At 64.9% G+C, this 13,012-nt stretch carries 14 protein-coding genes; 6 read left to right on the top strand and 8 right to left on the bottom strand.

The window, feature by feature from the left end; translation table 11 throughout:
- The first annotated feature begins 44 nt into the window (after positions 1–44).
- Positions 45–974, top strand: a complete 930-nt coding sequence (locus tag HARCEL1_RS04210) for a hypothetical protein (protein ID WP_108381339.1) — start codon at positions 45–47, stop codon at positions 972–974.
- A 42-nt stretch (positions 975–1,016) separates the two neighbouring features.
- On the opposite strand, the gene HARCEL1_RS04205 is transcribed toward HARCEL1_RS04210, so the two are convergent.
- A complete protein-coding gene (locus tag HARCEL1_RS04205; protein ID WP_108381338.1) occupies positions 1,017–2,384 on the bottom strand; it encodes a cytochrome P450 in 1,368 nt (455 codons plus the stop codon).
- Between the two features lie 59 nt (positions 2,385–2,443).
- On the opposite strand from HARCEL1_RS04205, the gene HARCEL1_RS04200 reads away from it, so the two are divergent.
- Positions 2,444–3,112, top strand: a complete 669-nt coding sequence (locus HARCEL1_RS04200) for a helix-turn-helix domain-containing protein (protein ID WP_108381337.1) — start codon at positions 2,444–2,446, stop codon at positions 3,110–3,112.
- Between the two features lie 15 nt (positions 3,113–3,127).
- Here HARCEL1_RS04200 and HARCEL1_RS04195 read toward each other — a convergent pair whose 3' ends face one another.
- On the bottom strand, positions 3,128–4,156 hold the full coding sequence (locus HARCEL1_RS04195) for a DUF4352 domain-containing protein (RefSeq protein WP_159077018.1): 1,029 nt from the start codon (positions 4,154–4,156) through the stop codon (positions 3,128–3,130).
- 165 nt (positions 4,157–4,321) lie between these two features.
- Between HARCEL1_RS04195 and HARCEL1_RS04190 the strand changes: the two genes are divergently transcribed.
- Complete coding sequence (locus tag HARCEL1_RS04190; RefSeq protein ID WP_108381335.1) at positions 4,322–5,356, top strand: NAD(P)/FAD-dependent oxidoreductase; 1,035 nt, start codon at positions 4,322–4,324, stop codon at positions 5,354–5,356.
- A 29-nt stretch (positions 5,357–5,385) separates the two neighbouring features.
- Here the strand turns inward: HARCEL1_RS04190 and HARCEL1_RS04185 are convergent, their stop codons facing one another.
- Positions 5,386–5,676, bottom strand: a complete 291-nt coding sequence (locus HARCEL1_RS04185) for a hypothetical protein (RefSeq protein WP_108381334.1) — start codon at positions 5,674–5,676, stop codon at positions 5,386–5,388.
- A 321-nt stretch (positions 5,677–5,997) separates the two neighbouring features.
- Here HARCEL1_RS04185 and heR point away from each other — a divergent pair, with 321 nt between their 5' ends.
- Positions 5,998–6,810, top strand: a complete 813-nt coding sequence (gene heR, locus HARCEL1_RS04180; protein WP_159077017.1) for a heliorhodopsin HeR — start codon at positions 5,998–6,000, stop codon at positions 6,808–6,810.
- Between the two features lie 165 nt (positions 6,811–6,975).
- On the opposite strand, the gene HARCEL1_RS04175 is transcribed toward heR, so the two are convergent.
- The 5 genes from HARCEL1_RS04175 to HARCEL1_RS04155 form a co-directional block, all read right to left on the bottom strand.
- Positions 6,976–7,485: a universal stress protein gene (locus HARCEL1_RS04175; RefSeq protein ID WP_159077016.1), complete on the bottom strand. Its 510-nt coding sequence runs from the start codon at positions 7,483–7,485 to the stop codon at positions 6,976–6,978.
- Between the two features lie 245 nt (positions 7,486–7,730).
- A complete protein-coding gene (locus tag HARCEL1_RS04170; protein WP_233357401.1) occupies positions 7,731–8,387 on the bottom strand; it encodes a carboxypeptidase-like regulatory domain-containing protein in 657 nt (218 codons plus the stop codon).
- Between the two features lie 125 nt (positions 8,388–8,512).
- The gene (locus tag HARCEL1_RS04165) at positions 8,513–8,746 is read right to left on the bottom strand and encodes a hypothetical protein (RefSeq protein ID WP_108381331.1); all 234 of its coding nucleotides are present in this window, start codon (positions 8,744–8,746) and stop codon (positions 8,513–8,515) included.
- Positions 8,743–8,964: a hypothetical protein gene (locus HARCEL1_RS04160; RefSeq protein ID WP_174182920.1), complete on the bottom strand. Its 222-nt coding sequence runs from the start codon at positions 8,962–8,964 to the stop codon at positions 8,743–8,745. The genes HARCEL1_RS04165 and HARCEL1_RS04160 overlap by 4 nt, the downstream gene beginning before the upstream one ends.
- Positions 8,965–9,137: 173 nt before the next feature.
- Entirely contained in the window at positions 9,138–10,406 is a 1,269-nt protein-coding gene (locus tag HARCEL1_RS04155) for a saccharopine dehydrogenase family protein (protein ID WP_108381329.1), read from the bottom strand.
- Positions 10,407–10,540: 134 nt separating this feature from the next.
- Here HARCEL1_RS04155 and HARCEL1_RS04150 point away from each other — a divergent pair, with 134 nt between their 5' ends.
- Both HARCEL1_RS04150 and HARCEL1_RS04145 read left to right on the top strand, forming a co-directional pair.
- Entirely contained in the window at positions 10,541–10,978 is a 438-nt protein-coding gene (locus HARCEL1_RS04150; protein WP_159077015.1) for a type IV pilin, read from the top strand.
- A gap of 175 nt (positions 10,979–11,153) precedes the next feature.
- Positions 11,154–12,908, top strand: a complete 1,755-nt coding sequence (locus HARCEL1_RS04145) for an endo-1,4-beta-xylanase (protein ID WP_108381327.1) — start codon at positions 11,154–11,156, stop codon at positions 12,906–12,908.
- Positions 12,909–13,012 lie beyond the last annotated feature (104 nt).

Here is a 13,012-nt window from a genome sequence, read left to right as displayed (position 1 = left end):
GGAACCGCCAACGCTTAGAACCTTTCGGCAACAATCACCGCATCATGCTGTCTCGACGGCAGGTCCTGGCGACGGTGGGGGCGGCAGTCGGTGTGTCGGCGGTCGGGTCAGTCCGGGCAGCCGACCCGACGGTGACCGGACAGGTCGTCTCAGAGGCGGACGTGGGGCTCTCGGGGTCTCGAATCGAGTTTTATACTGTCGATAGACCGTTCGAGAGCTGGCTCTGCCCACTGTCCAAAAACGGGACATTCGAACAGGAGCTTCGAGACAGCGGCGAGTACGAGGTGGTCTTCTTCGACATCCCAGATGGGGAGCGAATACACGAAACCCCCAACCAGCGCCCGGACATTTACGATTTCGGGACGATCCGTGTGGGATCCGACTGGACCGACGTCGGCACGCTCACTCTCCCAGCCCCCGAAGTCGTCCAGATCCAGTGTGTCACGCCGGACGGCGCGCCGATCAGGAATCTCCCGTTCAACCTTCGAGCGCACCCCAGTGGGTCGGGGCTCGCGCCGGGGGCATTCCGAACGAACGCCAACGGATACGTCAAATATCCGGGTGCAGACCACACGGGCGTCGAGATCGCTCCGTCGGTGAGGATGGAAGTCCAGCCACCCAGCCAATCCTCGAGCCCAGTGAGACTCGGCCTGATCGACTCCATCGACGACGGTCACCGGACGGTCACGGTCGATCGCGGGGACCGGTTTCCCGGCGTGATCGTCAACGAATCAGTCTCGGCAGCGGACGCGGATCCCGTGACGGCCGAGCGAACACTGGCCCCGGACAATGCGACCCTCGGTGACCCGGCGGACAGGAAGCCAGACAGCGACTCCGATCCAGCCGTGCCGAAAACCACGTCGGACGACTCGTGGCTCGATACCTCCCCCAACAGTACGGTCACGGTCATGACGGCGGCAGGCGTCGTCCTCTCGGCAGGGACGCTGTTGCACCGGGTCCTGGCCGACGAGTGACGGCGATCGGCAGGGACCCACACGGCGGAAGCCCGAGCCGGTTCAGCGCTTCGAGATCCGCATCTCGATCGGATCGGCGGGATGCAGCGTCGCAGCGGGGTCGAGGTCCGGCTCCGGATCGGAGACGAGATCGAACTCGACCCGGCGGAGGAGCACCGGCAACACGTGTTTGAGCTCCATCATCGCGAATCGCATCCCGATGCAGTGGCGCGGACCGCCACCGAACGGGAAGTACGCGTAATCGTGTAGCTCGTCTTCGAACTCGTCGGTCCAGCGCTCGGGCCGGAACTGCTCGGGGTCGTCGTACCAGCGCTCGTCGCGATGGATGTGGAACTGTGGGATCGTCATGCGCGTCCCCTCGGGGATCCGGTAGCCGTCGATGACGACGTCCTCGGTCGCCCGACGGAACTGAATGTAGGCCGGCGGATAGAGACGGAGCGCTTCTCGAATTACCCGGTCGGTCGCATCGAGGCGGCCCATCGTCGTCGGGGTGGGATCGCGATCGTCGAGGACCGCCTCGTACTCCGCGTCGAGACGCTCACGGACCGCATCGGAGTTCGCGATTTCGAGGAGCGCAAAGGACAGCGCCAGCGCCGTGGTCTCGTGGCCCGCAAACAGGAACGTAACCATCTGGTCGCGAAGCTCCGTCTCGGACATGGTTCGGCCCGCATCGTCCTCGGCAACCAGCATCATCGAGAGCAGGTCGTCGAACTCCTCGGCTCGGCCCCGACGACGGTCGATCAATTCGACGACGAACTCCCGAAACGCGTCGAGCAGACGTTTGTACCGGCGATTCTCAGGCGTCGGCACCCAGAGCGGCAGGTAGGAGGTCAGCCCCGATGGTCGGCTGATCTCGTTCATCGACGCGGTGAACTCGCCGACGATCTGGGCCTCGGCGGCGACGTCGAGATCGAACAGGCTGTGACAGAGAATCCGCAGCGTCAGGTCCGCGAACGCCTCGTCGATGGCGACGACGTCGCCCTCGGCCCACGAGTCGACCAGGTCGGCGGTGAACCGCGTCATCGCGTCGGCATACCCCTGGATACGATCGATCGTGAACGCGTCCTGCATCGCCTCGCGCTGGCTGCGCCACTGTTCGCCCTCCGCGAAGAGGACGCCCTCGCTGGCGAACTCCCCACCGAAGTCCTCGAAGCCGTACTTGCCGAACGACTCCCAATCGTCGAGCAAGACCCGCTGGACGTGATCGGGATGGATGACCGTCACCCATCGCCGTCCGACGAAGGTGTACCGCACGACGTCGCCGTGGGGAACCAGTCGCTGCTCGTAGGCGGTCCTGAAATCCCGTGAGATCGCGAACGTCTGGCCGATCAGCGGCCAGCCGTCCGGCCCCGGTGGCAGTGGATAGTTCTCTGGGTCGTCGGCGGCGGTCGCGCGGTCGTCGGTGGCCATACAGTGCGTTGCTCGCCGCCACCACAAGCGGTTTCCCCCGATCTGCCTCGGTTCTTTATATGCGATATCTCCGGGCCTGGATCGACCTGCCCGAACAGTTCCGCCATCCCATGCAGGCGTTCATTCGCGAGACCGACGCCGTCGAGCGCGAGGAGATGCTGACGTTCAACCTCGCCGGTGACGCGGATCACGAGTATCTCCTCTTTCGGGTGTACGGCGACCGTGAGCGGTATCGGGACGCCATCGACGACGTCGACTCGGTCGCGGCGTATCGCATGAGTCCGAGCGACGACGGCGTGTTTCACGTCTACGTCGTCCAGGAGTGCCGGGCGATCGATCGCGACTGGCGAGCGGCCTTCCGGGCGCGCAATCTGGTCACCGTCCCACCAGTCGTGTTCGACGACCGCGGACGCATGCGGATGACGATCCTCGGGGCCGAGGCGGACATCACGGCTGCCATCGATGACCAGCCACCCGGCGTCGACGTCACGGTCGTCGACGTCGGGGATTACGACCGGTATTTCGACACCCCTGCGAGCGGTCTCACGGACCGCCAGCGCGAGGCCGTCCGGACCGCGCTCGCGATGGGGTACTACGACGTGCCCGCAACGTGCTCGCTCGCAGAGGTCGCCGCGACGCTGGACGTCGCCGAGGCGACGGCGTCGGAACTCGTGGCCAGAGGCGAACGAGCGATCCTCGACGACGTGCTGGGCCGTGGTCCGTCGTGAGCACGGCCGGACGCGTTAGCTGGTATCGACGTCGAGTGGCCACGTCACGAACGTGTCATTTCCGATCGCAAGCCGGAGTGTGTACCTCGACGCCGCGTCGGGAACCTCGAACAGGAGTTTTCCCGCTTGATCGTCGCCTGGTCGATACGGATCGACCCGTCCTTCGTACCGGTCCGCGGCATTCGCGTACCGCTGGCCCCGGTATATCGACCCGTCAGCCGCCAGGCGAACGCTGTACGGATTTGGCAGCTTCACGGGTTCGTCACCGACGTTCTCGGATCGGGCCTCGACCACGACGAACGTCGACCCAGCGGACGCGGTGTGTTCGGTCCCGCTGGCATCGGTATACGCGGTCGTCTCGTGGGCGTCGAGTGGCGTGAACTCGTAGGCGTACGGCCCAGCATCGACGGTCACAGACGCACCGAGTCCATCCCGAGACAGATCGGTCGACGTCTGCGGAACGTCTGCAAAATCGAACGTCCACCGGGCAGGAGGGGACTCCAGGAGCGTCTGGAACCGGAGTGCCACGGTCCCGGTGGCAGGCCCCGCTGGAGCGGGGAAGGCGATGGTGCCCGTCGCGCTGTCGCCCGGTGAGAGGTCGCCGATATCGCGATACGTTTGGCCCGACGTTCTGACGAAACTCCGGTCGACTTCCTCCCCATCAACCCGAAAATAGAGCCCCTTCGGTGGTGAAAGAGTCGCTGAGCCCTCGTTGGCGACGAACACCTGGACAGTGAAAAACTGAGGCTTCGACTCTGGCGAGTCGACGTAAATCTGAGAGTCGGTGACGACCGGGGCCGTTTCGACGAGTTGGGGATTCGACAGTATCACCTGCAGTTTCACGTCACCGTCGTTCGTGAACTCCGCACCCTCACCGAATTCGAGGTCGATGGCCTCCTCTGGAGCTCCTGATTCGCCAGCGGAGTCGGAATCCTCGGGGGTCGAAGTAACGCCCTCGCTGTCGCTTTCGGGGCTGGAACAGCCTGCAATCGCCATCAACGTGGCCCCACACGCCTGCAACAGTCCCCGCCTCGAACGGTGCATAGCGCCACTACCCACGTACAGCATTTAATGCACGTGATATTCGCCACCGCCGCGACTCGCGCCGGTCGCTCTCGATGCAGGCCCGGGCGGAGGGCGAGAAGGCGGGCGAGTCCACGAAGTCTCGACCCTCCGAACGACTATGCGACGCCGGTTCGAATCGCGTCCGTGACACGGATCGGCATCGTCGGCGCTGGCGCGGCGTCGGCCGCAGCGGCGTGGGCGCTGGACCGGTGGCTGGACGACGCAACGATCACGGTCTTCGAGAAGTCGGGCGGCCTCTGTGGCCGCGCCGCGACACGCCGCAACGGCGACGTGACCTACGACTACGGCGCGAACTACCTCAAAGCCGACGACGACCGGGTGGTCGAACTCGTGACCGAGACGCTCGACACCGACGGGCTCGTCGACATTGGCGAGCCGATCCACACCTTCGACGGCGAGGGCACGGTCTCGCCCGGCCGAGACGCCGACGATCACAAGTGGAGTTACGAGCGTGGCCTGACCCAGATCGCCAAACGACTCGTCGGCCGGACCGACGCGGCGGTCCACCGGGACACCCGAGTGACGGCGATCGACCGCGACGGCGACCGCTGGACCGTCTCGATCGGCTCCGAGCGACGCGGGCCCTTCGATATCCTCCTCTGCAACCCGCCAGCGCCCCAGACCGCCGCGCTGCTCGCGGAGAGTGACTGGGACGACCCACTGCGAGCGGATCTGATCGACGCGCTGGAAGGGGTCGCGTTTCGGACGGTCTGGACGGCCGTCCTGCACTACCCGTTCCGCATCGAGCGGCCGTACTACGCGCTGGTGAACACCGACGAGGGCCACCCGATCGGCTGGATCGCCCGCGAGCAATGCAAGCGTGGCCACGTTCCGGACGGCGAATCGCTACTGATCGTCCAGGCCAGCCACGACTGGTCGGTCGCTCACTGGGACGACCCACCCGAGGAGAACGTGGCCGTACTCGCGAGGATGGCCGGCGACGTGCTCGGCGACGAGCGTCTGGCAACGCCCGACTGGACGGACCACCAGGGCTGGCGGTACGCCCAGCCGGAAGACGACCCACCGCGAGACCTGCTCCGTGCGGCCGAGGACCACGCTATTTACTGTCTGGGGGACTGGACGATCGGGACCCCGCGACTGCACGGCGCGTTGCGCAGCGGCCTCGACACTGCCGATCGGGTCGTCGCGTCGCTGTGAGCGGCGAGCGGATCGCCCACGATCGGGACTCAGTCGTCGAGTGCCCCGAGGTGGTCGCGGGCCTCCGCGCGCGTCATCCCCCGGACGCCACAGGCACACGAGAACAACTCCGGTTCGCGTGGCTCGTCGACCTGCGTGCGATCGGTCTGTTCCAGGCTGTCGCTGTCGGCGTCGTACGCGAAGGTGTAGCGGTAGCTCACCTGGGTGATCCCCTCGATTTCGTGGCTCGCGTCGGGGTCGGGGTTCGCGATGGCCGTGTCGTGTTCGTCCTGCATCGACGTTTTCCACTCCTCGAGCGTGCGTTCGGGATCGTCGCTCATGGCGAACGCTGGGCGGCCATCGGGACGAGTCTGTCGGCGGGCGATGTGGGTGAAAACGGTCTTGGGCTGGCGGGCGGTACTGTCGAGTGGCCGATGACGAGCGCTCGCCCCGAGTCGGGTAGCCACCGGCGATGACGAGCCCTATGAGTGCCGAGGCCCAAATTCCGACCAGATTCCAATACCGTTCCTCCGATCGCCGGTAAATCGGGCCCGTCCGACTGCAGACACCCGGCGACGCGGGCATCGCACACCCAACGAACACCCTCACCACGATACATTTACCCATAGAAATATACAGTCTCCATTAGATATTCGAGGCGAATGTCGTCCGAGGACCGTTCGACCTCGTCCGATCCCGAACAGCACGAATCCGCGCGAGAGACGCGTCTCAGACTCTGGAACAGCGTCATGGCTGTCCTTCACGCGCTGCAAGGGGTGGCGATGCTACTGCTGGCCGACAACGTCCTGTGGCCGGTTACGCGCACCAGGTACGCGTTCGATCCCGCAACCCAGTCGATATTCCCGGAGACAGTCTCGTTCGTCGATGTCAATCTCCCGCTTCTCGTCGCTGGATTTCTCTTCATATCGGCGTTCGCACACACCGTCATCGCGACCGTCCGATACGACAAGTACGTCACGTATCTCAATCGCGGGATGAACCCGTATCGCTGGTACGAGTACGCCGTCAGCGCCTCGCTGATGATCGTCATCATCGGAATGCTGGCCGGCGTGTGGGACCTCGGGACCCTCCTGGCGCTGTTCGGACTCGTGGCGGTGATGAACCTGGCTGGACTCCTGATGGAGCAACGCAACGAGTCCACGGACCAGACGGACTGGACGCCCTACTGGGTGGGTGTTATCGCCGGTCTCGTGCCCTGGATCACCATCGCCGTCACGTTCATTGGGTCGGTCACGGCCAGCGACGGTGAATTCCCCCAGTTTGTCATCTACATCTATATCAGTATCTTCGTCTTTTTCAACCTCTTTGCACTGAACATGGTCCTCCAGTATCTGGAGGTTTCGCGGTGGAAAGACTATCTCTTCGGCGAGAAGACGTACATCCTGTTGAGTCTGGTCGCGAAGTCCCTCCTGGCGTGGCAGGTGTACTTCGGGACACTGAACTCACCGATCTGAGTTTCCGGCCGAGCCACTCCGAAGATCGATCGCCTCGCCCGATCGCGTCATGCCCCCGGGAACGGATGCGACGCATCGCTGTGAGGACCGACGGCTGACGATTGGTCGATCGCCATTCTCCACCCCTCCATCACCCCTCTTGGATGGACCGACCTCCCTGAGCCTTCAGTGAACGATCACGTGGTCGAACGCCTCGATCTCCTCCAGGGGCGCTGAGTCCTGCTCGTTCTGGTGGTCGTCACCGATCACCGTCAACGCCGGCTCCTGATTCTCGACAGCGTCACAGACCTCTCTGACGACCGGCTGGCGCATGGTTCGGGTCACCGACTTGCATCCCTCGATATCGACGCCGAGGACCGTCAGGTCCGGGTCGTGTTTCTCGACGGCCGCACAGATCTCCTCGCAGGGGTCGCCACGGCACAGGCGAGTCTCCACCGGTACGCCGCGCTCGTGGGCCCGATTTTCGAGGCCAGTCAACAGGTCGTGCCCACCGTCCTCGTACTCCATGATGAGGACTTCGGTGCTACACAGCGCGGGATCGCCGAGTTCGCGCTTGTCGACGATGAACAGCGCGTGAATCGCCGCGTCACGCTCGTCGGCGACATCGACCACGCGGTCGGCCGCCTGCTCGGCCGCGGGGCTACTGTCGAGGGGGAGGAGGATGAGGTCGGTCATGGCTCTAGTATGGTATACGGCAGCGAGACACATAAACCTGCATTAAAGTTTATGATGGATACCGGGGCCCGGGAACAGTCGTCACAGGGAAGCGGTATCTGGACCGACCTGGCCGATTTCGAATGGAATGTTGACAGTTTCGTCGTACTCCAGACTTCGATTCCGGATCCCCGGTCGAGACATCGAAAGCGGGCACAGGACGGCCACTGGGAACAGCGCGCCTCAACGACGAGTGAATGACCTGCTCACACGACCGATCCACCGGAACGGTCGACTACTCGATCGCGTCCCACGAAATCACGTCCTCGGAGTGGCCACGCGTGGCGAATTCGACGCTCGCAGACCCGTTCACACGGAGGTGATCGAAGTCGTTGCCGCCAGCCGCCGACCTGCTCCATTCGATCAACCGAATGTCGTCGAGCGACGCGACGCGGGTTGCTCCCTCGTCGGGCGGATACAGACGAGTAAAACCGACGACCGAACATCACGTCGCCGCCGAAACTGAGCGCGACCGTTCCAGCACGAGGGGTGAGCCTGAGACGTGGGCTCGCTCCCGGGGCCACAGCGACGGTCCGTCCGACGAACGCAGATTCAGTCGCGCGCACCCAAACCGGCCCAGTCGGTCCCGCGATTTCGAATCGGCCCCGATCATCAGTGGTCGTCTCGGCGACGACTCCCCGACCCGGCACAATCGCACTGACGGTCGCACTGGCGATCCCACCGCCGCCGAGAGCGACGACTCGCCCCGTGATCGGCTCGGCGTCGCGTGCGGGTCGTTGCCCAGTCTCGGCTCCCGAGTCGGAGTCTGTCGACCCCGACGGCGATAGGGCGGAACAGCCGGCAGTCCCCGCTGTCGCTCCGACCGTCGCAAGCCGCACGAACTCACGACGAGACCATGTCATCATTGACCAGTAGTACGCCCTCGAAACTCAAATAGTGTCGATCGTGAGGCGTGAGATGCCGGGACACGCCGTCTCAGAACCTCCGAGTCGAGCGGCTGACCCCAGCGGAGACTCACCTCGGTAGATCAGCCCTGCGGAAAGAGCAGGTTCGAATCGGTGGACAGTCCGGCCGCCACGCTGATCAGCGCGACCACAGCGACAGCCCCGACGAGCAACAGCGCCACCAGATCCGAAAAGACGAGCGTGAACAGCGCCCCGAACGCGATCGTCACCATCCCGACGGTCAGGAGATACGCGCCGGTATTCGACGGCACGTCGGACGCTTCGGACGCACTCACCTCCGCAGACTGTGGGCTCATTCACCCACCTCCCCCGATCGGTGACGCGGGTAGACCACCGTGATGAGGTGTGAGACCCACAGGCCGGCAGTGATCCCGAAGAACAGCGAGACGGCGGCGATTTTCAACTCGTTTCCGATCGGGGCGAGCGCAGCGACGAAACAGGCACTGCCGAGGACGATCATGAGGGCGTACTGAATGCTGGACGCGCGGTCGAGGCTCCGAGCCCGGTCGATCATTGCGATAGTAGTTGCCATGCGCGTGATGGACTTAATTGTTCGCGGGCGGCGATCCAGTTTCGACAGTGGAGTCAGCCCGAGATCGAGAGTTTTCGACGTGGGGATTGCAGTCCGAGCGATGAACCGGCTGGTCGTCGCGGATGCTGGTCCGGTGATCCATCTATCGCGGCCGCTCACTCGCCTCGATCCTCACGACCGTCATCGACGGCCATAGTGAACCCTACCGCACGTAGTCGGTCGGCCAGCGGCAGACCGATCCCAGAGGCGGGCGTCAGGACACCGCCCTCGAACGGCGAGTCGATGTCGTCGAAGACCAGACAGAGCGCACACTCAGAGATCATCCGCGCCGTCGCGCCGTAGCCCGGATCCCAGGGCGCGCCGATCGTCGCCGCCACGGTAAAGGGCCCGTCTGGGGCCGTCCCGCGCCCGATCACGCGGATCGAAAAGTGCCCGTCTGCGGTCTCCGCACGCGTGGGGCCCTCGCCGGGAGCGGGAAACACCCACCGCTGGAGCGCCGACCGGACCGGGCCGACCGCCATCGCAGTGCCAAAGAGTCCGAGGCCACCGGCGAGTGCCGACGCCCGCGCGGCCCCGCCGATCCCAGAGCCCGTCGGGATGCGCTCTGAAACGCGGAACTCCCGGCCCCAGGGATAGTCCAACAGTGCGTTCGACCGGCGGACGACGCGCTCGTTGACGTCGGCCATCGGCGACGGGCCGGTCCAGGCCCCGCGGAGTGCGTCCCTGTGCGGACGACGTGACGCACCCGGATCGACGCCGGCGCGCTCGCCCGGCGGGGCCAGCGAGTAGGGGTTCGCGAGCGTCTGGCGGGCGAGCGGATCGGACGCGACGGCGTCGAACATCGCGGCGATGCTGGCGGCGGTCCCACCGCTGACGGTCCCACTCCCGGATTCGACGAAGATCCGGACGGTCTCGCAGGGCTCGTCGTACCGTTCGATCGCGGCGGACTGGACGAGCAGCGTGCCGAGATCCGCCGGGACGGAGTCGAACCCACACGAGTGGACGATGCGTGCGCCCGCGTCGACGGCGGCGTCGTGGTACCGATCGATCATCTCGCGAACCCAGTGGATCTCGCCGGTGAGATCGCAGTAGTCAGTGCCGGTCTCGACACAGGCCGCGACGAGATCCGTCCCGAGGCGAGCGTACGGCCCGACGGTGCTACAGACGACGTCGGTCTGGGCGGCAACTTCCCGGAGGCGCTCTCGATCGGTCGCGTCCCCCACGACGATCGGAATCGCGTCCCAGTCGTGCCGATTCGCGAGTTCCGCAGCGATCGCCTGGAGACGGCGTTCGTCCCGACCCCCGAGCGCGATCGATATCTCGGGTGGCGCATACTGCTCGGTGAGGACGTCAGCGACGAACTCGCCGGCGACGCCGGTCGCGCCCCAGACGAGGATGTCGCGTTGCGTGTCATCGTCGGGCATGATAGCGTCGGGGTTCGGGCCCCAGGGTCAACACTGTTGGGTCGCCAGTTCCGAGCCCTCCCGCCTGGCGACCCCGACGCAGTCGCCCCGCGACGGCGGCCATCGTTAAGGGCCTCCACACCCTACTGATGACGATGCCCGGGCCCCGTTCGGACGACGATCGTGCGGTCTCGGAACTCACGAGTCTCCTCACGATCGTCGTCATGGCCCTGCTCGTCATCGCCGTCGTCGGCGTCAACGTCCTCTACGTTCAGTCCCAGACCGAGGGCCCCGACGCGACCTTTTCGTACCAGTACTTCGAGCCCCAATCGATGCTGTTGATCACGTTCGACTCCGGCGAACCGATCCCCGCCGGACAGATCGAAATCGAAGGTGCAGACAGACGGGCGACCTGGGCGGCGCTGAACGACCAGATGAACGAGTCGACACCGGTCGGTCCGGGCACCGTCGTCCGCATCGGCCCCAACGGCGCCTACGACCAGGAGGTCAGCCCGGAGGAGACGATACGCGTCAACTACCTCAACGAGAGCGGGGGACGGACGACGATGAGTACCTGGAACGGGACGGGATAGTCTCCTCCGTTGTCACTCGCCAGGACCGACGCAGTGGCGGCGTCACGATCCCCCGACGGCGTTCCGACGCGGAGCAGACAGACGAGAACGACCCCGAATGTCGTACTATCGGGACCGTTGAATTCGACACTCCGAGCGATAATTTTACGATCCCAGAGCACAAAGTACGGGTGATATGGGACTGGATCGAACACCGGAGGACGTGGACGAGTCAGAGGGGGCCGACATCGATCGTCGCTCGCTGCTCCAGATGACTGGCGCGGCGGCAGGGGCCAGCGTCGTCGGATTGGGGGCAACCGGGACGGCGGCAGCGTGGGAATCGGACGCCGAGACGCGCATCCAGGAGCACCGCACGGGCGACCTGGAGATCACCGTCGAGGACGGATCGGGCAACACCGTTCCCGACGCGACCGTCGAGATCGAACAGCAAGACCACGACTTTACGTTCGGGACGGCAGTCAACGCGGAGTTCCTCTATCGGGCCGAACAGTGGGGCGACCCGATCGAGTACCAGGGCGTCGACGGCCAACAGAAGACCGCCGACGAGGAGGACATGGAGACGTATCGCCAGTACACCGAAGAACTGTTCAACACGATCGTCTTCGAGAACTACACGAAGTGGAACATCTGGGAGAACGACTGGCAGAACCCCGACGAGACCGCTGGCAACGAGGTGGCCGACTGGGCGGTCGACTGGGCGAACGAACGCGACATGGACGTCCGTGGACACGTCTGTGTCTGGGGCAACGTCGACGCCTACGGCGTCCCCCCGGACGTCGCTGAAGCGATGGGGATGGGCCCCAACGACACGGACTTCAGCCACGACGACTTCAGCGAGGCCGACCACGACCCCCAGCTCATCATCGACCGAACGCTTGGTCACATCGAGCGAATCATCGACTACTACGGGGAAAGCGTCATGGAGTGGGAGATCGCCAACGAGTTCATCAACGTCCCCGAGATGATCTACGCGGTCGAGGGCAGTGGGTTCGACGACTCCTCGGTCGACCAGGCGACCGCCCAGGTCCTCGGTGACTGGTTCGAGAAAGCCCAGGAGGTCACCGACAAGTACGACGACATCGGGATCGCCGTCAACGAGTACAACACCCTCGTGGGTCGGATCGGCAAGATCGAAGACCAGTACGAGGCCGCCATCGACTACCTGATCGAGGATCGAGGGATCGACCTGGACGGCATCGGCTTCCAGTCCCACTTCGGGTCCTGGGACACCCTGACTCAGGACCGATTCTGGCAGGAGTTCGAGCGGTTCGCCGGCAAGGGCGCGGGCCTGCGCATGTCGGAGTTCGACATGTACAAAGGCAACTGGAGCGAGCAAGAACAGGCCGACTTCATGTATCGGGCCCTGAAGATCTTCTTCAGCCACCCTGCCGCCGAGCAGTTCCTCGTCTGGAACTTCTGGGATCCCCTCCACTGGGGCGACGATGCCGGCCAGGAGAAAGACGCACCGTTCTTCCGGGCGGACTGGTCGGAGAAACCCGCGCTCGACGTCTGGCGAAATCTGGTCTTCGACGAGTGGTGGACCGCCGAGACGGGCACGGCCGACGGCTCCGGGGTCTACTCGACGAGTGCCTTCCTGGGCACCCACGACGTGACCGTCTCCGCGAACGGGACGTCCGCGACGGCAACGGTCGAGGTCACCGATTCGGACGGAACGACCAGTGTCTCAGTCTCGCTCGACGGATCCAGCACCGGAGACGGCCCGAGTTGGCCCAACGGGGCGACCGACCCCGACGGCGACGGCCTGTACGAGGACCTCTCGGGTGACGGAACGCTGAACTTCCCCGACGTGAACGAACTGTTCCAGAACACCGATCAGTCGGTCGCCCAGGACAACAGCCAGTACTACGACTTCGACGGCGACGGCGACCTCGACTCCCAGGACGTGCTCGCGCTGTTCGAGATGGTCTGATCTGGACGGTTCCGACCGAGTCCACAGGCTGGCTGGCCTCCGCGGTGGTCGACACCACGACGCGAGTGGTGGGTGTCGACCGAGTCGTTCCTTTCGCTGTGCGG

Source organism: Halococcoides cellulosivorans (assembly GCF_003058365.1).
Classification (GTDB): Archaea; Halobacteriota; Halobacteria; order Halobacteriales; family Haloarculaceae; genus Halococcoides; species Halococcoides cellulosivorans.
The sequence above is the reverse complement of the archived record's forward strand: the minus strand, read 5'-3'. Positions and strand labels throughout refer to the sequence as shown.

What these genes read in the sequence shown, in the direction of transcription:
- HARCEL1_RS04210 (WP_108381339.1), top strand. Translation starts at nt 45, where the DNA reads ATGCTGTCTCGACGGCAGGTCCTGGCGACGGTGGGGGCGGCAGTCGGT.
- HARCEL1_RS04205 (WP_108381338.1), bottom strand. Translation starts at nt 2,384, where the DNA reads ATGGCCACCGACGACCGCGCGACCGCCGCCGACGACCCAGAGAACTAT.
- HARCEL1_RS04200 (WP_108381337.1), top strand. Translation starts at nt 2,444, where the DNA reads ATGCGATATCTCCGGGCCTGGATCGACCTGCCCGAACAGTTCCGCCAT.
- HARCEL1_RS04195 (WP_159077018.1), bottom strand. Translation starts at nt 4,156, where the DNA reads ATGCACCGTTCGAGGCGGGGACTGTTGCAGGCGTGTGGGGCCACGTTG.
- HARCEL1_RS04185 (WP_108381334.1), bottom strand. Translation starts at nt 5,676, where the DNA reads ATGAGCGACGATCCCGAACGCACGCTCGAGGAGTGGAAAACGTCGATG.
- heR (WP_159077017.1), top strand. Translation starts at nt 5,998, where the DNA reads ATGTCGTCCGAGGACCGTTCGACCTCGTCCGATCCCGAACAGCACGAA.
- HARCEL1_RS04175 (WP_159077016.1), bottom strand. Translation starts at nt 7,485, where the DNA reads ATGACCGACCTCATCCTCCTCCCCCTCGACAGTAGCCCCGCGGCCGAG.
- HARCEL1_RS04170 (WP_233357401.1), bottom strand. Translation starts at nt 8,387, where the DNA reads ATGACATGGTCTCGTCGTGAGTTCGTGCGGCTTGCGACGGTCGGAGCG.
- HARCEL1_RS04165 (WP_108381331.1), bottom strand. Translation starts at nt 8,746, where the DNA reads ATGAGCCCACAGTCTGCGGAGGTGAGTGCGTCCGAAGCGTCCGACGTG.
- HARCEL1_RS04160 (WP_174182920.1), bottom strand. Translation starts at nt 8,964, where the DNA reads ATGATCGACCGGGCTCGGAGCCTCGACCGCGCGTCCAGCATTCAGTAC.
- HARCEL1_RS04155 (WP_108381329.1), bottom strand. Translation starts at nt 10,406, where the DNA reads ATGCCCGACGATGACACGCAACGCGACATCCTCGTCTGGGGCGCGACC.
- HARCEL1_RS04150 (WP_159077015.1), top strand. Translation starts at nt 10,541, where the DNA reads ATGCCCGGGCCCCGTTCGGACGACGATCGTGCGGTCTCGGAACTCACG.
- HARCEL1_RS04145 (WP_108381327.1), top strand. Translation starts at nt 11,154, where the DNA reads ATGGGACTGGATCGAACACCGGAGGACGTGGACGAGTCAGAGGGGGCC.